Source organism: Pelorhabdus rhamnosifermentans, assembly GCF_018835585.1.
Taxonomy (GTDB): domain Bacteria; phylum Bacillota; class Negativicutes; order UMGS1260; family UMGS1260; genus Pelorhabdus; species Pelorhabdus rhamnosifermentans.
In genome coordinates, this window is the sequence record NZ_JAHGVE010000014.1 from 44,329 (window position 1) to 64,416 (window position 20,088).

Here is a 20,088-nt window from a genome sequence, read left to right on the forward strand (position 1 = left end):
ATTTTTACTGCTAAAATGAGCAAATGCGTACCACTTATGTGATACGCATTTTTTCTTTGAAAGTGTAAAGCTAACGACTCAAAAAATACGTACCACCACAAATAAGTAAAATTCCCACGACACGTGAAACTGTAAAAGCCTCGTGGAAAATAATACAGCCAACAGCAAGAGCAAAGATATAGTTCAATGATGTAAGTGGTACAACAACACTAAGATCTCCGCTTTTAAGAATAAAGATCCATAGCAAGAGATCAAAAGCACTTACAATTACGCCCGCCATAATCAGAGGACTACGTATGACCTGCCAAATCCAAGTCCAGAGTTCCTGAGGCGTTTGTGGGTCCATTAAAGATCCCGTACCTAGTTTAATTAAAAGTTCTCCAGCCGAGTTCACGCCGCACCAGAGAAGAATTAAAATCAAAAGTTTTCGCACAATATCGTCCTTCCATTCCTCTTGCTCATACTTTCTTTAATACCTACACCCGTATTAAAAGAAGCAAAAAACACTATAGCTGCTTAAATAGAACTTGTCCAACTTCAATAGACAAAGAACCCTACTATAGAAATCTAGCCCTAATAATTGTAGAGTATTAAAAAGCTCGGCAACTATCAACACATTGCTGTCATCCCTCAGCTAATTTAACCAACTTATGCTATTATTAAATTCTGCATGACAAATATTTTTCCTTTGTTACAATGAAATTCAGCGTTTTATCTATTCATGAACTAATGGAGAAATTCAAATAATCCAATAAAAATAAGTAAAAAACCTCCTACAAGTCCAGCCTTATCACCCAGCCAACGTGCAGCAAAACTGGAACCAAGCAAAAGCCCCCCTGATAACATGACAATACTAAGTATAAAAACAATCATTGTTGTAAACATCGCGTTTACACCAGCCATGCCTGCGCCTACACCACTCGAAACATTATTGATCGTCAAAGCCAAACCAAGCAAAGAGCCTTCATAAAGACTCAGTGTTCCTGAGGCATCTAGATCAGCCCGCAATGGTTCTTTTAAAAAATCTAACACCCTCACAATCGATTGCGGCACATCGTATATAGAGACAGGACCACGATCTCTCCCTAATCGACCGTGATGACGATCAAGAAAAATGACCCATCCGCCAGCTCCCATAATAATTAATGAACCCATGGCACTGGAGAAAGTTGGATTTAAAGAATCTGCTATGTATGAACCAAATGTCATGGATAGCATTGTACCAACACTTGTCATCAATGCAATGATTAAATTCACCTTCCAAGGAATTTTTACTTGACGCGTGCCATAGGAAATACCCACACCTAAATTATCCAAATTAGAAGAAATTGCTAGTAATATAACAGATAGAAAATCCATGCCTGCTCCTCCTCTCGTACCTACTAAAATAATCTATGCCTGCATAGTGAAAGGCGTGAACGGCAAGTTTTGTTAATTTTTCATGATCATTAGGTGATAACAAGGAATATCCTGAAAAGTTGGTTGACAGACTAAAGGTTAGATTGTAGCATTAGAATTGCAGTTTATACATCTTGGTCTTCAGATGAAGAATCATGGCGCAAATCTGCGTAAAATTCATTTAGTGATTATCCTAGTTGTTATGTAGCCGTACAAATAGGCATTTGCTAAATATGGGGAGGCGGACAAAAGTGAATGAGGTAAAGTTATTGGGTGAGTTATATTTCAGCCGACTATTGAATAAGCCAATTTATGACGCGTCACAACGCAAAGTTGGCCAAGTCAAAGATATGGCTGTCCGTTGGAAAGGTGCCTATCCCCAAGTCATTGGTATAAAATACGCACGAAAAGTGCATAATCTGATCCCCATTGATGAAATAGCTACTTTAGATGATCACGGTGTACACTTAGTCAGCGACTTAAAAACGGATAAAAATATTCCACTTAAAGACAATGCCATTTATATTAGTAAATGGCTGCTTGACAAACAAATTATTGATTTAAAAGGCTCACGCATGGTACGAGTCAATGATATTTGCCTCTCCTTTATTGGACAGAAAACTCATCGTTCCTTAATTTTAGTTGCCGTTGACATTGGCATAAGGGGATTATTCAGACGACTGGGCTGTGAATGTTTAGTAAAACATTGCAAACAAAATTTATTAGGCTTACAGTACATGAAGCCCTTGGAAAACTGGAATTCCGATTTACAACTCAGTCGAGAAAAACAACAACTCAATGAACTGCATCCAGCGGATATTGCCGATCTTTTAGAAGAAATGGGTCACAAACACCGCGTAAGTTTTATTCAAAATCTGGATTCACGGCTTGCTGTCGATACACTAGCTGAAGTAGACCTTGATACGCAGGTTGATATTATTGAGCAAATGGATCAAGAGCGCGCCTCTGATATATTAGAAGAAATGCCACCTGATGAAGTAGCTAATATCTTAAGTGAAATGTCCACAGAGAAATCAGAAGAACTGCTAAAATTAATGGAAACAGACGATGCTGAAGATGTTCGTGAACTCATGCAGTATGACGAAGGCATTGCAGGTGCACTCATGACAACAGAATTCATTGCCTTTTCGCCACAACTCACTGCTGAACAAGCCATTATTCAGTTACGTCAACAAGCTGCTGAAGCTGAAACAATTTATTACTTATATGTCATTAATGAGCATGAGCAATTACTCGGAGTATTTTCCTTACGCGAATTAATTGTTGCCGATCCCCAAACCCCTTTACCTGAAATTATGCACCGCAAAGTGGCTGCTGTAGATGAATTTGATGACTATCGCCGCGTAGCTGATGTCATCAATAAATATGGTCTTTTAGCCGTTCCTGTTACAAATAAGCAACGTGAACTGTTAGGTATTGTCACCGTCGATGATGTACTGGATGTCTTAATGCCTGAACGCAATATAACAGATACCTATTCTTTGTTTATGTTAAGCGATAAAGCCGGACGGAGGCGATAAACTTGAACTTTTTTAAAAATAAATTTGCACAGCTAGGACTATTTTTTTCAGTCATTGGCCCCGGTATTGTGACAGCTTTCGCTGATAATGATGCTGGCGGCATTGCAACTTATGCCGCCGCCGGTGCCAAATATGGCTATGGACTGCTCTTTACGATGTTTATTAGCAGTATTTGCCTAGCTATTGCGCAAGAAATTTCCGCTCGCACAGGTGTTGTCACGGGACGCGGCTTATCCGATTTAATTCGTGAACGCTTCGGCGTAAAATGGACCCTTTTCGCCATGGTTGTACTCTTGATTGCCAATATTGGTACAACAGCCTCAGAATTTTCCGGTATTGCTACAAGCTTTGAGATCTTCGGTATCAGCAAGTATTTATCTGTTCCCATCATGTCCCTATTAATTTGGTGGCTCGTACTCAAGGCAAACTATAACCGAATTGAAAAAATATTCTTGCTCCTCTGCGTAACCTTTTTAAGCTACATCATCTCAGGAGTCATAGTAGATCCACCTTGGAAAGAAGTATTACTTGCTTCTGTAACACCTACTTTTTTCCATGATGCTGATTTCTTGCTTATGGCCATCGGTGTCATTGGTACAACCATTACACCGTGGGGACAGTTTTATGTGCAAGCCTCAGTCGTTGACAAAGGAATTACAGCCAAAGATTACCATTTTACCTTCTGGGATGTCATGATCGGCGCCTTCTTTACGTGGCTCATCGCCTTCTTTATCATTGTAGCCACAGCAGCTACTCTCTACGCCAACCAGATTTCCATTGAAACGGCGGGGGATGCCGCCCTTGCCTTAGCACCACTAGCTGGAAAATATGCCAGTATGCTCTTTTCTTTTGGGCTCCTCGGCGCTTCCATGCTGGCCGCCTTTATTCTTCCCTTAAGTACAGCTTATGCCGTCTGTGAGGCCTTTGGTTTTGAGCGGGGCATTAGTAAGACCCAAGAAGAAGCGCCTGTATTCTTCGGACTATATACAGCTCTCATTATTCTAGGGGCTGCACTGGTATTGTGGCCGGACGTCTCTCTTTATCAAATTATGCTAACATCACAAGTCATCAATGGAATTTTATTACCGCCTATTTTAATCTTTATGGTACTTATTGCCAATGACAAAAATATTATGGGTTCTTTCGCTAATTCCCCCTGGTACAGCATCGTATCCTGGATATTCACCTGGGTCTTAATTATTCTGACTATTTTGCTCGTATTCTCAACAGTGATGCCAGATTCCATCGACATGCTCATGAATTTACTTGATTTTGCAACAAAATAAACGGTATCGGTCTTTCAACACTCAGTAAGCATAGGAATCTCGTTGCTATAAGTGAAAATCAAGTAGAATGTTGGAGAGTTAGCAATACATAAGAAATAGTATATATTCTTATATCACAAAAAAAGGATTGGACTTCATTTAAATGAAGTCCAATCCTTTTTTATATCAAATTTTTCCATTTACACGAGCTGCGTCTGTCCCATTAAGAACTTGTCGCATTCGCGGGCTGCACTACGACCTTCATGAATAGCCCACACCACAAGGCTCTGGCCACGACGCATATCACCTGCAGCAAAAATGCCAGGAATATTCGTCGCGAACTGACCATATTCGGCCTTAACATTAGACCGTCCGTCTTGTTCAATATTTAACTGCTTTAATAGGGTATCCTCTGGACCTAAGAAGCCCATGGCAAGCAGCACAAGCTGAACAGGCCATATTTTTTCACTTCCAGAAATTTCCTGAGGACAAAATTGTCCGCGGTCATTCTTAACCCATTCCACCTGAACTGTATGAACTTCTTTCAATTGTCCCTTGTCATCACCTACAAACCGTTTAGCTGTCACTAAATAGCTACGGGGATCAGCACCAAAACGCTGGGCTGCTTCCTCTTGGCCATAATCCACTTTATATACACGTGGAAACTGTGGCCAAGGATTTCCATCGCTCCGTTCCAACGGCAACTGCGGCATAATTTCGAGTTGATGAACGCTACGACAACCGTGACGCAGAGCCGTTCCCACACAGTCCGTCCCCGTGTCACCGCCACCAATGACAAGTACATCCTTGCCTGCTGCCGAAATATACTGATGATCCGCAAGATTCGAATCAAGCAAACTTTTCGTATTGGCCCGTAAAAAGTCCATGGCAAAATGAACACCTTTTAATTCCCGTCCCTCAATAGGCAAATCACGAGGCACCGTAGCTCCACCACATAATACAGCAGCATCAAAATCGTTGAGCAGTTTTTCTCCTGCATAATTTACGCCAACTTCAGTATCTGTTTCGAAAATAACACCCTCATCTTTCATGAGCTTAACACGACGCTCTACAACGCGTTTGTCGAGTTTCATATTGGGAATGCCGTACATCAGCAACCCCCCCACCCTGTCAGCTCGTTCAAAAACGGTGACACTATGACCCGCTCGATTAAGCTGAGCGGCACAAGCCAGACCCGAAGGACCTGAACCAACAACAGCGACCTTCTTACCTGTACGTTTTGTTGGCAACTGAGGCTCAATCCAGCCTTCATCAAAGCCTTTATCAACCACTGTGCATTCAATGTTCTTAATTGTTACAGGATCTGTTGCGAGACCTGCCGTACACGCTCCTTCACAAGGAGCGGGGCAGACACGTCCGGTAAATTCCGGAAAACTATTCGTTTTTTGCAAACGTCCCAAAGCCTCTTGCCACAGACCAGAATAAACAAGATCATTCCACTCCGGCATCAGGTTATGAAGCGGACATCCTGAAACCATGCCATTTATCATCAACCCCGTATGACAAAAAGGTGTTCCGCATTCCATACAGCGGCTGGCCTGCACTTGAAGCTTTTCTTCTGGCATGGAGCAATGAAATTCTTTCCAATCTTGTACTCGCTCCAGGGGCGGACGGTCGGCCTGGTGTTCACTTTCATATTCAATAAAGCCTGTTGATTTTCCCATGGTTTTCCCCCATTTCTTCAGTCAGTTTCCTTAATTTCCGCCCACACGCGCCTGTTCATGGCGATTTTCTTCAAACACATGCATAACAGCAGCTGATTCTGACAATCCTTTACGACGGAACCGGTTAATTCCTTCTAAAATACGCTTATAATCTTTCGGAATGACGCGAACAAACCGCTGACGCGCTGAATACCAATTGGTCAGCAAGGCTCTCGCCACATCACTACCCGTATATTTTACATGTTTGGCAAGCATTTCTTTCACGAACTCAATTTCATCATCCATTTCCAGGCTTTCTAACAGCACCATTTCCTGATTGGTTCTGACAGGCAAACTACCATCTTCATCATAGACAAAGGCAATTCCGCCTGACATGCCGGCAGCAAAATTACGTCCTGTTTTTCCCACAATAACAACCCGGCCACCTGTCATATACTCACAGCCGTGATCGCCCACTCCTTCAACAACAGCATTGACGCCGCTGTTACGTACGCCAAAGCGTTCGCCAGCCACACCCCGAATAAAGGCTTCACCCGCAGTCCCACCATAGAGAGCGACATTCCCAATAATAATATTTTTTTCCGGTCGGAAAACTGCTTCTGTCGAAGGATAGACAATAATTTTTCCGCCGGAAAGTCCCTTGCCCACATGATCATTCGAGTCACCCTCAAGGGTCAATGTCATGCCTTTCGGGAGAAAAGCTCCAAAACTCTGACCAGCAGAACCGGTAAATTTCAGACAAATCGTGTCTTCATCAAGACCTTGAGACCCATATCGCTTGGTAATTTCACTGCCAACTAATGTGCCTACAACACGATCCGTATTAAAAATAGGCAAACTCATGGCAACTTTTTCCTTGCGTTCCACAGCGGGTTTACAGATATGTTCCAAAAGCCGTCGATCCATGGATTTTCCCAGACCATGATTTTGCGTTTGTGAACAATAAAGAGTGGAACCATCCGGTACTTCCGGTTGATATAACAAGGCTGACAAGTCAACGGTTTGAGCTTTCCAATGAGAAACATCAGACTTCGGTTCCAAAACCTCTGTGTGACCCACCATTTCATTGATAGTCCTAAACCCAAGCACTGCCATCCATTCTCTAACTTGCTGCGCAATATAGTGCATAAAATTCACAACATACTCAGGTTTTCCGGAAAAATTCTTGCGGAGTGCCGGATTCTGCGTTGCAACACCGACAGGACAAGTATCGAGATTACAAACCCGCATCATGACACACCCCAACGTAACAAGCGGAGCCGTAGCAAAACCAAATTCTTCTGCCCCTAGCAGCGTTGCCACAACAACATCACGGCCAGTCATCAGTTTTCCATCTGTTTCAACAACAATACGATCCCGCAATTGATTAAGCAAAAGTGTCTGATGCGTTTCAGCCAGACCCAATTCCCATGGCAAGCCCGTATGCTGAATGCTTGTGCGTGGCGATGCACCTGTCCCACCATCATAACCACTGATTAAAACACCATCAGCACGGGCTTTAGCCACACCCGCCGCAATAGTACCTACGCCCACTTCAGATACAAGCTTCACAGTAATGCGAGCGTTAGGATTAGCATTTTTCAGATCATAAATGAGTTCTGCCAAATCTTCAATCGAATAAATATCATGATGTGGTGGAGGAGAAATAAGACCGACACCAGCCGTTGTACCGCGAACCTCAGCAATCCAAGGATAAACCTTGCGACCGGGTAGCTGTCCGCCTTCACCCGGTTTCGCCCCCTGAGCCATCTTAATTTGAATTTCATCGGCACTCACAAGATATTCACTTGTCACACCAAAACGACCTGAAGCTACCTGCTTAATGGCACTGCGTCTGCTGTCGCCATTGGCATCCACGTGATAGCGTGCCGGATTTTCGCCACCTTCGCCTGTATTACTCTTCCCACCAATGCGATTCATCGCAATAGCTAAACATTCATGAGCTTCCTGACTCAAGGATCCATAACTCATGGCGCCTGTCTTAAAACGGTGACAAATCGATTCAACTGATTCCACTTCATCAAGCGGTACAGGTGTACGATCCGTTTTAAACTGTAAGAGTCCCCGTAGTGTCGTATAAGTTGCGCTATCATCAATCAGCTTAGTGTACTGATGGAATAAATCATAATCGCCCTTACGGCAAGACTCTTGAAGCAAAGTAATTGTCTGTGGATTAAACAAATGTTCTTCCCCGTTATGACGCCATTGATGCGATGAACCACTGTCAAGCGTCTTGTCGCGACCAGGCTGCTGAGAAAAAGCTCGATCATGTCTCGCTGCCGCCTCTTTGGCAATTTCATGTAAACCAATACCGCCAATGCGTGACGGTGTCGAAATAAAATAGTGATCAATGACATCTTGCGAAATGCCAATCGCTTCAAAAATTTGCGCACCACGATAACTGGAAATCGTAGAAATACCCATTTTGGACACAACTTTAATAATCCCTTTTGTAACGGCCTTAATATAATTTCGAATGGCTTTATCGCACGAAATATCTGTTAACATCTTTTGCTTAATCATGTCTTCAATCGTTTCAAAAGCCAAATAAGGATTAATCCCTGCGGCACCATAACCAAGAAGCAGAGCAAAATGATGAACTTCCCGTGGTTCGCCTGTCTCGACAAGCATGCTGGCTTTGAGGCGCGTTTTCTGCTTCACCATATGATGCTGCAAACAAGCCACAGCAAGCAGAGCCGGAATAGGTGCATGTTCGGCATCAACACCGCGGTCAGACAAAATAAGCAGATTATTGCCCGCGAGAATTTCTTCATCAGAACGACGACACAAGGCATCTAAAGCAGACTTCAATCCTTCGCCGCCTTCCTTCACCGGATAAATCATCGGAAGCGTAACAGCTTTAAAACCTTCTTCATCAATATCGCGCAGCTTCGCCAGTTCATCATTGCTTAATATGGGCGTAGCGACCCGAATTTGCCGACAACTATCAGGCTGGGGATCAATGAGATTTTTTTCCGGTCCAATAGCCGTTCCGGTAGCCGTCACAATGGCTTCACGCAACCCATCAATTGGCGGATTTGTCACTTGTGCAAACAATTGTTTGAAATAATTATAAAAGAGTTGTGGCTGTCCTGATAATACAGCAAGAGGCGTATCAATGCCCATGGAACCAATCGGATCAATACCATCTTTCGCCATGGGACGGAATAATTTCCGAAGTTCTTCAAATGTATAGCCAAAAGTCTGCTGCTGCATCGTCACAGTGGCGTGGCTAACATCAGGTACCTTGCTTCCGGTAGGAAGTTCAGACAAATTAAGCATGTTTTCATCAAGCCACTTACGATAAGGATGCTGATTAACAACACGATTTTTTATTTCTTCATCCGTCACAATGCGCCCCATCTCAGTATCGACCAAAAGCATCCGGCCTGGACGCAGCCGTTCCTTCACAATAATGTCTTCCGCTGGAATATCCAAGACCCCCACTTCGGAGGCCATGACAATCATACCATCCTTTGTCACACAATAACGGGCTGGACGCAAACCATTCCGGTCTAAAACAGCACCGATAATTTTTCCGTCTGTAAAAGCAACTGCAGCCGGACCGTCCCAAGGTTCCATCATACAGCTATGATATTCAAAAAAGGCTTTTTTCTCATCACTCATACTTTCATGATTCGACCAGGGTTCAGGGATCATCATCATGGCAGCATGGGGAAGGGTACGACCAGACAGGCTGAGAAACTCCAGACAATTATCAAACATACCGGAATCGCTGTTATCTTCATCAATAATCGGCAAAATTTTCTTCAAATCATCACCGAATAATTCCGATTCGCACAAAGCTTCACGGGCCTTCATCCAATTTAAGTTACCGCGGCGTGTATTAATCTCGCCATTATGCATAATGTAGCGATAAGGATGGGCCCGTTCCCAACTTGGAAATGTATTGGTACTAAAGCGAGAATGAACGAGTGCCAGTGCTGTTTCCATCAGCGGATGACGTAAATCGAGATAAAATTCCTCCACCTGTTTCGGCATCAGCATTCCCTTGTATACAATTGTCGTTGATGATAAACTGGAGAAATAAAAATATTCATTACCAGGAACACCATTACGACGAATTTCATTTTCAGCTCGTTTACGAATAATAAATAATTTTCGCTCAAATGCTTTGTTGTCATTTTTCAAGTCTTGTTGCGTTTTTAGATCAGGTGCAATAAAGACCTGACGCAAAAAGGGCTGTACGGACTTGGCTGTTTCACTCAAAATAGATGCATCATAAGGAACATCACGCCACCCAAGCAAAATTTGCCCTTGTTCGGCAATAATCTTTTCGAGTGACTTTTCACAATTTTCTCTTAAAACACGTTCAGGCGGTAAAAAAAGCATTCCCACGCCGTAAGAACCAGCTGGAGGAAGCTCAATGTTTAAGAACTCGCATTCGTGTTTGAAAAACTTATGGGATATTTGTAACAGTACCCCTGCACCATCCCCTGTATTTGGGTCAGCTCCCTGACCACCGCGGTGCTCCATATTGAGCAAAACGGTTAAAGCCTGATGAAGAATGGTTTTCGATTTTTTTCCTTTTAAATTAGCTACGAAGCCAATACCACAGGCATCATGCTCAAACTCCGGATTATACATCCCCTGTTTAGGAGGTATCCCCCTATTTTTCATATTCCCCAACCTGCCTTTCCGTTTATTCTTTCCGAGGATTTCTGTAGTATGTTCTTATTTTATGCACGAATAAAAATATCATGTAATATTCCTCACTTTTGTAAGTTCAACATAGAGTGTCAAATTCCTGCCATCGCAAGTGTAAAGTAGTAACATTTCCATCATGTATACAATATATTATTATAAAAAACAAAGTAATCAGAGAACATTTGTCCTTTTACAGGAGAATTTCACTGATTACTTTGTTAAAATAAAAAACTAGATATTGCTGAGAAAAAATTATATTTTTCATTGAAATTACATAATTATGCATTTCAGTTATTCTTCTTACACAACCTTCTAGAAGAACACTTACTACAATCAGACTGCTCCTGACTACAGCCTTCACATTGTGCTTCACCACTTACCCACGCTTTAGCCTCTTCATAAGAATTGAAAACACCTGCACCCATTTTTGCCGTAATCAACTGGACGATTTTCATGGGTTTATCCGTTAAATCCAGTTCTTCAATTTCATAATCAGACAATTCCCCTGCTGATGAATAAACGGCACTCACGATCCACACAACTTTATTCTCCATCATTGTCGTCATACTCTACCACGAACCATAATACAATCCGTTACAACAGTGAGGTTCAATTCTTTCGCAACTTGCACCACAGAAGCTGCATCAGCCCCAGGTTGCAGCCAGACATTGCGAATACCTAATTCACTGCAATCCTTCATAATCCGTTCTCCGATTCGCGGCGCAACGACAACGTCAACAGCATCGACCTTGACAGGAAGAGCTGAAAGTGATTCATAACAAATCTTCCCATAGACTTCATTAATACCAGGATTTACGGGATAAACATCAAACCCTCGATCAACCATAAATTTAAAAATCTTATAACCGAATTTAGACTGATTATCGGTAGCCCCTACAACAGCCCATGTTTTAGCCTGCAGCATTTCTTCCGCCTTATCCATGTTGATCCTCCTCAAATCTTTACTTTTTCGCGCTAGCGCCTGCTTTTTGCTTGTGCCGACTGCGCAAATTGTTACCGCCATGGTTTTTATCTCCCACTAATTTCTTGCCTCGTTCCAGCCTCCGTCGCATTCCCCGCGGTTTTGCCGCCGACTTACTTACACTACTAACAGACAAAGTACGAATAACTTTCGTAAGCATGGCTACATAATGTCGATCACGCGGCGTAACAAGTGTCACAGCAAGACCTTTTTCACCAGCTCGACCGGTACGACCAATCCGATGAATATAGCTATCTACATCATGAGGAATATCATAATTATAAACATGCGTAACCCCTTCGACGTCAAGACCGCGTGCAGCGATATCTGTTGCTACAAGCACTTGAATCTTGGCTTCACGAAACCGTTTCATCACTTGCTCCCGTTTGTTTTGTGACAAATCGCCGTGAAGTTCTTCACATTCAATGCCCTGACTTTGAAGATAACTCGCAATATCTGTAGCACGCTGCTTCGTAAGACAGAAAACAATAGCCAAGTAAGGACGGTGTTCTAAAATTAATTTTGCTAGAATGGACTGCTTTTCATCACCACTTGTTTCAATCATGCGCTGCTCAATCTCCGGCAAAGTCACTGTAGCACTACCGATTTCAATACGCTCGGGATTTGTCATATACTGTTTAGCCATCATACACACAGCTTGAGAAAGGGTAGCCGAAAACAATAGAGTCTGCCGTTTTGGTGACGAACGGGTAATGATATGGTCAACCTCTTCCATAAACCCCATACTCAGCATGGTATCTGCCTCATCAAGTACAAGATAACGCACACCATTTAATACAAGATGGCCTTTTTCCATATGATCCAAAATGCGACCTGGTGTCCCCACAATAATCTGTGGAGCACCAGACAAACGTTTCGTTTGTTTGTCCATATCCCGGCCCCCATACACGGCAAGAACATCCATTCCCTTTAACTTGGCTAATTGCGTCGCTTCTCTTGCAACCTGCAAAGCCAGTTCCCGCGTCGGTGTAAGCACAAGGGCCTGTACGAAAGGCCGGGTTACTTGAACTACTTTTAACAAAGGCAATAAAAAAGCCAATGTCTTGCCTGTTCCTGTTTGAGCCTGCACCATTATATCCCGTCCAGTCAAGGCCGGGGGAATGGCCTGCTGTTGTACCTGAGTTGGTTCATGAATACCTGAGCCAGCCAAAAATTGAATCACAGACTCATCGATTCCTAATGAATCAAATGTCTTCATAAGTACAGCCTCCTTTGCTTTCTCGTACCATTTTTCAATGTAAATCTACTATTTTGCCTTTCAACAATTTCTTTTCTGTAAATGACACAGATAAAGCACTTGCTGCCTTATGTAATTCCACCACTTCTCTTGCTGTCACAATAGAAATAACAACACCGACTTTTCCTGCCCGCCCTGTACGTCCTGCCCGATGCAAATAGGCATGAGGCGTTTCGGGAAAATCCAGCTGAAACACATGGGTCAGATCAGGAAAATCAAGACCACGCGCTGCAATATCAGAGGCAACTAAAATATTCGTTTTTCCTTTGAGAACATCTTGTACCGTTTGTTTACGATCTTGTTTACCATTTCCACCATGCAGTCCCGCCGCTTTAAAACCATGATAACAAAGCTTGGCTGTCACATCAGCCATGGACTCACCGGAATTAACAAATACCAGGGCCTGCTGCGGCTGAATAAGTCCAATTAACTTTCTTAAAATTTCAAATTTATCTCTTCGTTCAGCAATAAAATAGAAATGCTTAACAGACGAAGGAATGGTAGGACGCGTCGTTGTCCGAACAACGACGGGATTTTGCATTATTTCCTTGGCAATATTTAACGTTTTAACTGAAAACGTTGCCGAAAAGCAAAGAATCTGTCGATCTTTCAATGTACTTTTAACAAGTTCCTTCACACTCGTCAGCTGCTCGTCACTGAATAACCGATCGGCTTCATCTATGACAAGAGTTCGCATACTTGGAGCATGAATTTTTTTCTTTTTAATCAATTCGACAATTCGTCCACTTGAACCAACAATCAGCTGCGGCTTACTTTTCAGCTTGTCCATCTGCCTAGCTATATTACCACTACCAACAATTAAAGCCGTTGTAATCGATAATGCTGCTGCTTTAATCAGAGTGCTTGCTACACCATGAATCTGTGCTGCCAATTCATAGGTTGGTGCGATAATAATGACTTCATTGGGTAACTTCCCCTGCTGCAATTTTTGAAGTAAGGGCAACACATAAGCCAGCGTTTTCCCCGTACCTGTTGGAGCCTGTCCGATCACATCTTGCCCCGCAGCAACGAGGGGAATTGCTTGCTGCTGAATCTCAGTAGGATCTATAATCCCCTGTTTTACCAACACTTGTTGCACCACTTCGGTACAACCAAGCTTTAAAAAACTACTCATATTGTCATTCTCCTTCTCCCTGTTATTTTATACCACTAGGTGGCCTATTCATACATTCTCATCCCTTCTAATGTCAAAAAAACTACCTGCTCGCTTAAACTTTTGTTTACAGTAAAACTATTTTACCATAAATAGCCGCCTGACAATAAGCAGGACTTTACCTCACAATCAAGAACTGATTAAAGAATTGTATCTTAATTACGAGGTGAAAACATGCAAAATTTATTTACAATTTTTGAAAAAGGCGGCATCGTCATGATACCGCTTCTAATTTGCTCCATTTTCGTGATAACCATTGGGCTAGAGCGTTTTTGGTTTTACCGTAAAGCACAGACCCCTGTTACTTCACTCTTAAACAAACTAACACCGCTGTTTGCTGTCGGAAAGTGGCAGGAAGCAGAAACAATCTGTCATAATGAAACAGGAGTCGTGGCAAAAGTCATCGCCACAGGTCTTACTTATTTCATTGTAACACATCATGTCGACGGACTGACAAATTCTTTAGAAGGTGCAGCAACTCACTGGTCTTCTCTGCTCAGGAACCGACTGAATTATCTCGATATGATTGTTACCTTATCACCTCTACTTGGACTACTTGGGACAGTAACAGGGATGATTAATACCTTCAGCGTTCTTACCATTCAAGCAGGCCAGCCCTCTGCTATTACCGGCGGAATCGGCGAGGCCTTAATAGCCACCGCAACAGGTCTCTGTATTGCCATCGTCGCTTTAGTTATCCACAGTATTTTTGCCCAATGGCTGGACAACATTATTACGGATATCGAACAAGTCTCAACACTGCTTGTCGATCAGGCAACAAGGATGGAAAATAATGAAACTGCGTAATTTGCGTCTAGAACATCAACCACGGATTATGATTATTCCTATGATTGATATTATCTTCTTTTTACTCGTCTTTTTCATGATGAGTACCTTATATATGCATGATCAACAAAGCATTGCGATTAATCTACCTTCTGCGGCCACAGCAACGAAAGAAACAGTGGATCAACCATTGACACTTCTTATGACTGCCGACAATAAATTATTGTTCAACAATCAGGAAATTCCCCCTGGAGCGCTCTCTGCAACAATCAGTATGGCCCTGACAAACCATCCTAATGCTCCCTTCATTTTAAAAGCAGACCGTCAGATTGAATACGGCAAGGTCATTACTCTTCTCGACAACCTAAAGCAATTGGGTGTCAAAAAAATATCTTTTGCCACAGAGGTCAAATAAAGATGAACACGCAAGGAACACTCTCTTCTTGGACAAAAGCACTTTTTATTTCTATTTTTTGTCACAGTTTGTTCATATTCATACTTTTTTGTTTGCAAACTGCCCCACCTGATTCACAGCCAGAAATAACAGAACTCTATGAAATGGATCTGACGCAATCGTTAGCAGATCCGTCCGAACCTACGGCAAACACTCCGTCTGACAGTGTCCCGCCTGAAGATGAACAGATGTTAGCAATTAATCCTTCCAAAACGCCGCAGAATGAAAAAAAAGCGCAAGAGTCCGAACAAAATCTGAATCCTCCCCTTCCTGACATCAAACCGCTCGACATCCCGCCAAACATCAAAAAAAATATACAAGAACCCAAGGTAAAAAAACCAATAGTCAAACCAATATATCCTGAAAACTTCACTCCAACCCAACAGCCTTTTAAAATTATTTTAGACATTGCTGTCTTAGAATCAGGCCAGCCTATTGTTATTAAGGTAGAACAATCCTCAGGAAACAAAGAACTAGACAACGCAGCTATTACGGCCTTTAGCCATTGGAGCTACGATCCAGCCATTAACCTTGATACAGGAAAGCCAGTTTCTTTTTTCGCAAAGATTACTTTGACAGACATTGATTTCACCTATCCACCCGATAAAAACACCGCACAACAACATCATCATCCATAGTTAAAAGCGTGAATCTCTTAACCCAAGGGATCATGCTTTTTTCATGTGCGCATGATAAAGGAATCATCTATTTTTCGCAGAATTTAATATTCAGAAAATGGATTCGTTACAAGGAGTGACATCGGTGGATTTATACGAGACATTATATGAATTGCGCAACGAAGTATTTCATGAAGGAATGACACTCTTTTCCCGTTGGAAACCCTCCATTTACCGTAAATCCTTTTTACTTAGCGCACTCAATTTATCGTTTTATTTAGCGCTTCGCTGTCGGGATTTAAGGACGCTACAAAAAGCATTGCTTCCATTCGGACTTTCCTCACTCGGCAAAAGCGAAGCCCAGGCCTTAGCCAGCCTTGATGCAGTCCTTGCTTCACTTGGACGTATTTGCAATAAGCCTCAGGCAGAACTGATGGACTATCCAAATGAACGAACTTTCTTTCGCGGCGATAAAATTCTGACACGCAACACCAGGAGGCTTCTTGGCAGTCCTGATTCTCGCCGTCACGTGGGAATCATGGTGACACTCCCCACAGAAGCAGCAGCAAATTATTCCCTCATTAAAAAACTCATGAAGAGCGGAATGGATGCGGCACGCATTAATTGCGCCCATGACACTGCAGCGCAATGGGAAAAAATGATTGCCCATATCCGTCAAGCTGAACAAGCAACAGGCAAACATTGCAAAATTTTTATGGATCTTGCCGGACCAAAAGTACGCATTGCTGAGCTTCTTGCCCTTGCACCCGAAACCAAGCTATTTACAGGCGATGAATTCTTTCTCGCTTCAGGTAAAATCACCGATTACCCTACAGAATATCGCGGTTCCATCATTATTACGTGTAATATTCCCGAAATTTTCACCCACTTACAGCCCCGGGATCCCCTCTTAATTGACGATGGAAAAATTGAAGCCAAAGTAAGCGCCCTGACCAAACAAGGCGCTTACATAAAAATAACCCATGCCGGGCCAAATGGAAATAAAATCAAAGTCCAAAAAAGCCTTAATTTCCCTCAGACTCCATTCGATTTATCGCCACTAACACCCAAAGATCTAAAAGATCTTAACTTTATTGCCACTCATGCTGACGCTATTTGTTACTCTTTTGTTAAAACAGCCCATGATATTGAGCTCTTGCAAAATGAATTATTTCAACGAGTCGGAAATTTTTACCGTACCATTTCCCTTGTGGCCAAAATTGAAACAAGTCAAGCCATGGAAAACTTGCCTGAAATCATTGTACAAGCGGCTTCCAAGCAGCCCCTTGGCATCATGATTGCCCGTGGCGACTTAGCTGTTGAAGTGGGCTATCGCCGCTTATCAGAGTTGCAAGAAGAAATCTTGTGGATTTGCGAAGCTGCTCATGTACCCGTCATTTGGTCTACACAAGTTTTAGAAAATCTGATCAAAAACGGCACACCCTCACGAGCTGAAATCACGGACGCAGCCATGGGAGAAAGGGCGGAATGTGTCATGTTAAACAAAGGCCCTTTTATTGTCCAAGCAGTCGAAATACTTGCTGACATTCTAGAACGCATGCAACACCATCAATATAAGAAGGCTCCCCAACTCAGAGCACTCAACATTGCCATGAACGCCGCAGCTACACTTCATACTCCCAAAAATGGCTAGTGCTACAGTACTGCCTGCTGCTCAGTCCGCGCTGTAGCAGCTGTTTGCAACACTTGCTGTAACGCAGTAATTTTCTGTTGCTGAGCAGCTGTAGCATAAAGATCTTCGTCCTCTTGTCCTTGCCGCTGAACTACTAAAATGGTAAATTCTTTGCGCGGGGCACATTCAATACGAACCATCTGATCGAGCGGAGTCATTTCATATGTTATATGCTGACTGTCATTGAAAACAAAATACAAGTAATGGCTGGACAATATCAGAACACCGCGTTTAGCCTTCGATTCAACCTGACCGACAACACAATAAAATGTCTCTCCCAGCCATAAGGCTGGGGGACTTTTTTTTATGAGATCTTGCTCACTTTCAGCTAGCTCACGCAACAGTGAGTCAGGGAATGTATCATGAGAAACGACTTCACCACGAACAACCGAAAATAAGGCACCGACTGACTGACACGCCTTCATGACAGGCAATACATCTACCCAATGACTCTTATACATCAAAATAGCCGGTGTCATATCGACGGCCAACCGAACAGCGAAACGTTCCCGCTGAAGTAAACCTGTAAGCTTACAAAACAATTCTTCTTTATTTGGACAATATTTTAAAACAAGCGTACAATTTTCATCCGCCACAGGCAACAATGCTGCCGTAGCTTCCGGTACTTGAAGATTAAATGAAAGATCCGGCATAGCAACGCTGATTTCTTGTTTAGCAAGTTTTCGTTGTTTTACCTTATGCTTATCTTTGTGCTTTTTTTCATGAATCTTTTTACCACAATAGGGACAAAATCGAAACACATCAGAAATCGTTAACTTTTCACCACAAAAGGGGCAATATTGAACAGCAATGATTGGTGTTGTCATGAGCTATTCCTCCATCACAGTGAATTCTGAAATTCTCGTACTGTAACAATGGGTTCCTGGCTGTCTAAAAAACCGATATCCACTTTATCGCCGATTTGCGTTAAGGGAAGTCGCGGCGAAACTTGAACCGTCGAAACAAAAACCCTCGGATCGCCTTCAATCATAAAGTAGAAGTAAGATTCTCCGCCTTTCACAGCGGATGTAAACCGAACAATTTTCCCCGTAAGTTTTACATCTTTTTGTTCACTGCCAGGTACAAATTGATTTCCCTGACTGGCCAGTGTCTGACGATAAGTACGCAGTGCGGATTCAACGTCAGCTCCAACACCGACGAGATTGTAATTTTCTACCGAAACAAATGAAACAGCTTTTAACAATCCTTCCTTATCCTTGAGTGGAGCAATATAAGTAGGTACACCATAAATATTGTACAAAATTGGTTCTGCTGACCGATACCCTTTTTCTTGAACCTGACCTTCAGCCGATTTTTTTGCTCCCTCTTCTGTCGCCCCCGAAACCTTATACCACTTAGCTTCTTTCGTGCGCGAATTAACCAAAATAAAACCTACTGTACTTTCATCCTTACCAGAAGAAGTAATTCCTGTATACCAGTACACATTATTGTCATCACCATAAATAAGATTAAGACCATTTCCTGCTGGCTTCAACGTTCCTGTCTTAGTCAAGAGAGCATTCCAATAACCATTAATATACTCACCCCAATGAACAATCTGACGGTAAATCGTTGCTTCCGGCTGTAACCTGTCAATCCAGGCTGGAGCCTGATCTAACGCATAAGTTTGTATTTCACCTGTCTGAGCATTAACAGTCGCCACTCCTACTGCATCCGCCCCCTGGTAACCTACTTTATTTTTATAGAGTGTTACCACCCAATAAGGATGATAATCATCATCAATTTCAAAAGAAAAATCTGTCATTCCTACATTCATAATGCCATGAAAATAAAGGTAACGTGGCAAAAGATCGAATAAAAATCCTTGTGTTTGAACCTTAATATGAACATCTTGTCCATCTACAGTCTGTACTAATCGAACATCTTGTGGATTCGTTGCGGAAACCATGACATAGCCTTTACTGCCAAGCTGATGATTCATGAGCCATTGAAAAAAGCCTCGATGTTCAAGCGGCGCCACGTAATAAAGTTTATCACGGACTTTTTGCAGCACAAGTTCACCTAATTGAACTTCACTGCCTAAAGCTGGAACTTCACCAATTTTTTTATCAGCAAGTTTACGAGCCGTTTCTTCATCTACAATGCGAATTTGTGACAGAGATATCGGTGCCACATCGGTTGTAAAAGAACTCTCTGTTACAGGTCCAAGGAGGTTCCGAAATGCCTGGCTATAAAAAAGCGGTGTACTTGTCAAAAAAGGCAACACAAATAAATTTACCAAACCAATGACAACAAAAAATCCGCCTAACCCAAGAATGATTTTAACTTTCCTGCTAGATACAGACCGTTTGACTGAAATATCAATGACCTGATCAGGATTCTTAAGCTCTATCCCGAACATTTTTAATAAAACAGCCAGCCAGCGCCGCTCTGACATATAGGCCGAGAGATTTTTTATCATATGTGTGACTGCATAAAATAGCAAACCTCCACCCCAAAGTAGGGCAAGTGGCGACCAATCAATAAAACCATATGACAAAACTGGCAAATGGAAAAAGATATATAACAAAGTAAAGAAAATAACAGCAGCTAATACGCGCACAATT

General features: G+C 42.4%; 16 protein-coding genes. 6 read left to right on the forward strand and 10 right to left on the reverse strand.

Annotated elements, in window-relative coordinates; all coding sequences use genetic code 11:
- Positions 1-70: 70 nt before the first annotated feature.
- A complete protein-coding gene (locus tag Ga0466249_RS26660) occupies positions 71-433 on the reverse strand; it encodes an EamA family transporter (protein WP_215830502.1) in 363 nt (120 codons plus the stop codon).
- A gap of 293 nt (positions 434-726) precedes the next feature.
- Complete coding sequence (gene ytaF / locus Ga0466249_RS16090) at positions 727-1,359, reverse strand: sporulation membrane protein YtaF (RefSeq protein WP_215830503.1); 633 nt, start codon at positions 1,357-1,359, stop codon at positions 727-729.
- Between the two features lie 290 nt (positions 1,360-1,649).
- Between ytaF and Ga0466249_RS16095 the strand changes: the two genes are divergently transcribed.
- Both Ga0466249_RS16095 and Ga0466249_RS16100 read left to right on the forward strand, forming a co-directional pair.
- Positions 1,650-2,939, forward strand: coding sequence for a magnesium transporter (locus Ga0466249_RS16095; protein WP_215830504.1), 1,290 nt, complete (start codon positions 1,650-1,652; stop codon positions 2,937-2,939).
- A 2-nt stretch (positions 2,940-2,941) separates the two neighbouring features.
- Positions 2,942-4,225 (forward strand): Nramp family divalent metal transporter, encoded by a 1,284-nt coding sequence (locus Ga0466249_RS16100; protein WP_215830505.1) that lies wholly within the window; start codon positions 2,942-2,944, stop codon positions 4,223-4,225.
- 179 nt (positions 4,226-4,404) lie between these two features.
- Here Ga0466249_RS16100 and Ga0466249_RS16105 read toward each other — a convergent pair whose 3' ends face one another.
- The 6 genes from Ga0466249_RS16105 to Ga0466249_RS16130 all read right to left on the reverse strand — a co-directional run bounded on the left by Ga0466249_RS16105 (position 4,405) and on the right by Ga0466249_RS16130 (position 13,932).
- Positions 4,405-5,889, reverse strand: coding sequence for a glutamate synthase subunit beta (locus Ga0466249_RS16105; protein ID WP_215830506.1), 1,485 nt, complete (start codon positions 5,887-5,889; stop codon positions 4,405-4,407).
- Positions 5,890-5,919: 30 nt separating this feature from the next.
- On the reverse strand, positions 5,920-10,530 hold the full coding sequence (gene gltB, locus Ga0466249_RS16110; protein ID WP_215830507.1) for a glutamate synthase large subunit: 4,611 nt from the start codon (positions 10,528-10,530) through the stop codon (positions 5,920-5,922).
- A 314-nt stretch (positions 10,531-10,844) separates the two neighbouring features.
- A complete protein-coding gene (locus Ga0466249_RS16115) occupies positions 10,845-11,114 on the reverse strand; it encodes a hypothetical protein (protein ID WP_215830508.1) in 270 nt (89 codons plus the stop codon).
- A gap of 5 nt (positions 11,115-11,119) precedes the next feature.
- Positions 11,120-11,500: a CoA-binding protein gene (locus Ga0466249_RS16120; RefSeq protein WP_215830509.1), complete on the reverse strand. Its 381-nt coding sequence runs from the start codon at positions 11,498-11,500 to the stop codon at positions 11,120-11,122.
- A gap of 19 nt (positions 11,501-11,519) precedes the next feature.
- Positions 11,520-12,758, reverse strand: coding sequence for a DEAD/DEAH box helicase (locus Ga0466249_RS16125; RefSeq protein WP_215830510.1), 1,239 nt, complete (start codon positions 12,756-12,758; stop codon positions 11,520-11,522).
- A 34-nt stretch (positions 12,759-12,792) separates the two neighbouring features.
- Positions 12,793-13,932, reverse strand: coding sequence for a DEAD/DEAH box helicase (locus tag Ga0466249_RS16130; RefSeq protein ID WP_215830511.1), 1,140 nt, complete (start codon positions 13,930-13,932; stop codon positions 12,793-12,795).
- Positions 13,933-14,145: 213 nt separating this feature from the next.
- Here Ga0466249_RS16130 and Ga0466249_RS16135 point away from each other — a divergent pair, with 213 nt between their 5' ends.
- The 4 genes from Ga0466249_RS16135 to Ga0466249_RS16150 all read left to right on the forward strand — a co-directional run bounded on the left by Ga0466249_RS16135 (position 14,146) and on the right by Ga0466249_RS16150 (position 17,482).
- The gene (locus Ga0466249_RS16135; protein ID WP_215830512.1) at positions 14,146-14,778 is read left to right on the forward strand and encodes a MotA/TolQ/ExbB proton channel family protein; all 633 of its coding nucleotides are present in this window, start codon (positions 14,146-14,148) and stop codon (positions 14,776-14,778) included.
- Positions 14,765-15,172, forward strand: a complete 408-nt coding sequence (locus Ga0466249_RS16140) for an ExbD/TolR family protein (RefSeq protein WP_215830513.1) — start codon at positions 14,765-14,767, stop codon at positions 15,170-15,172. Before Ga0466249_RS16135 ends, Ga0466249_RS16140 begins: the two co-directional genes overlap by 14 nt.
- Before the next feature lie 2 nt (positions 15,173-15,174).
- Complete coding sequence (locus tag Ga0466249_RS16145) at positions 15,175-15,849, forward strand: energy transducer TonB (RefSeq protein ID WP_215830514.1); 675 nt, start codon at positions 15,175-15,177, stop codon at positions 15,847-15,849.
- A gap of 124 nt (positions 15,850-15,973) precedes the next feature.
- Positions 15,974-17,482 carry a pyruvate kinase gene (locus tag Ga0466249_RS16150; protein ID WP_215830515.1) on the forward strand — a complete coding sequence of 503 codons (1,509 nt, stop codon included), beginning with the start codon at positions 15,974-15,976 and terminating at the stop codon, positions 17,480-17,482.
- Between the two features lie 2 nt (positions 17,483-17,484).
- Here the strand turns inward: Ga0466249_RS16150 and Ga0466249_RS16155 are convergent, their stop codons facing one another.
- Both Ga0466249_RS16155 and Ga0466249_RS16160 read right to left on the reverse strand, forming a co-directional pair.
- Positions 17,485-18,348, reverse strand: a complete 864-nt coding sequence (locus Ga0466249_RS16155; protein ID WP_215830516.1) for a zinc ribbon domain-containing protein — start codon at positions 18,346-18,348, stop codon at positions 17,485-17,487.
- 14 nt (positions 18,349-18,362) lie between these two features.
- Entirely contained in the window at positions 18,363-20,084 is a 1,722-nt protein-coding gene (locus Ga0466249_RS16160) for a hypothetical protein (RefSeq protein WP_312889788.1), read from the reverse strand.
- Between the last annotated feature and the right edge of the window lie 4 nt (positions 20,085-20,088).

Excerpts from the sequence above, each read along its gene's own strand:
- gltB (WP_215830507.1), bottom strand. The coding sequence starts at position 10,530 with ATGAAAAATAGGGGGATACCTCCTAAACAGGGGATGTATAATCCGGAG.
- Ga0466249_RS16115 (WP_215830508.1), bottom strand. The coding sequence starts at position 11,114 with ATGATGGAGAATAAAGTTGTGTGGATCGTGAGTGCCGTTTATTCATCA.
- ytaF (WP_215830503.1), bottom strand. The coding sequence starts at position 1,359 with ATGGATTTTCTATCTGTTATATTACTAGCAATTTCTTCTAATTTGGAT.
- Ga0466249_RS16145 (WP_215830514.1), top strand. The coding sequence starts at position 15,175 with ATGAACACGCAAGGAACACTCTCTTCTTGGACAAAAGCACTTTTTATT.
- Ga0466249_RS16130 (WP_215830511.1), bottom strand. The coding sequence starts at position 13,932 with ATGAGTAGTTTTTTAAAGCTTGGTTGTACCGAAGTGGTGCAACAAGTG.
- Ga0466249_RS16140 (WP_215830513.1), top strand. The coding sequence starts at position 14,765 with ATGAAACTGCGTAATTTGCGTCTAGAACATCAACCACGGATTATGATT.
- Ga0466249_RS16125 (WP_215830510.1), bottom strand. The coding sequence starts at position 12,758 with ATGAAGACATTTGATTCATTAGGAATCGATGAGTCTGTGATTCAATTT.
- Ga0466249_RS16155 (WP_215830516.1), bottom strand. The coding sequence starts at position 18,348 with ATGACAACACCAATCATTGCTGTTCAATATTGCCCCTTTTGTGGTGAA.
- Ga0466249_RS16135 (WP_215830512.1), top strand. The coding sequence starts at position 14,146 with ATGCAAAATTTATTTACAATTTTTGAAAAAGGCGGCATCGTCATGATA.
- Ga0466249_RS16120 (WP_215830509.1), bottom strand. The coding sequence starts at position 11,500 with ATGGATAAGGCGGAAGAAATGCTGCAGGCTAAAACATGGGCTGTTGTA.
- Ga0466249_RS16105 (WP_215830506.1), bottom strand. The coding sequence starts at position 5,889 with ATGGGAAAATCAACAGGCTTTATTGAATATGAAAGTGAACACCAGGCC.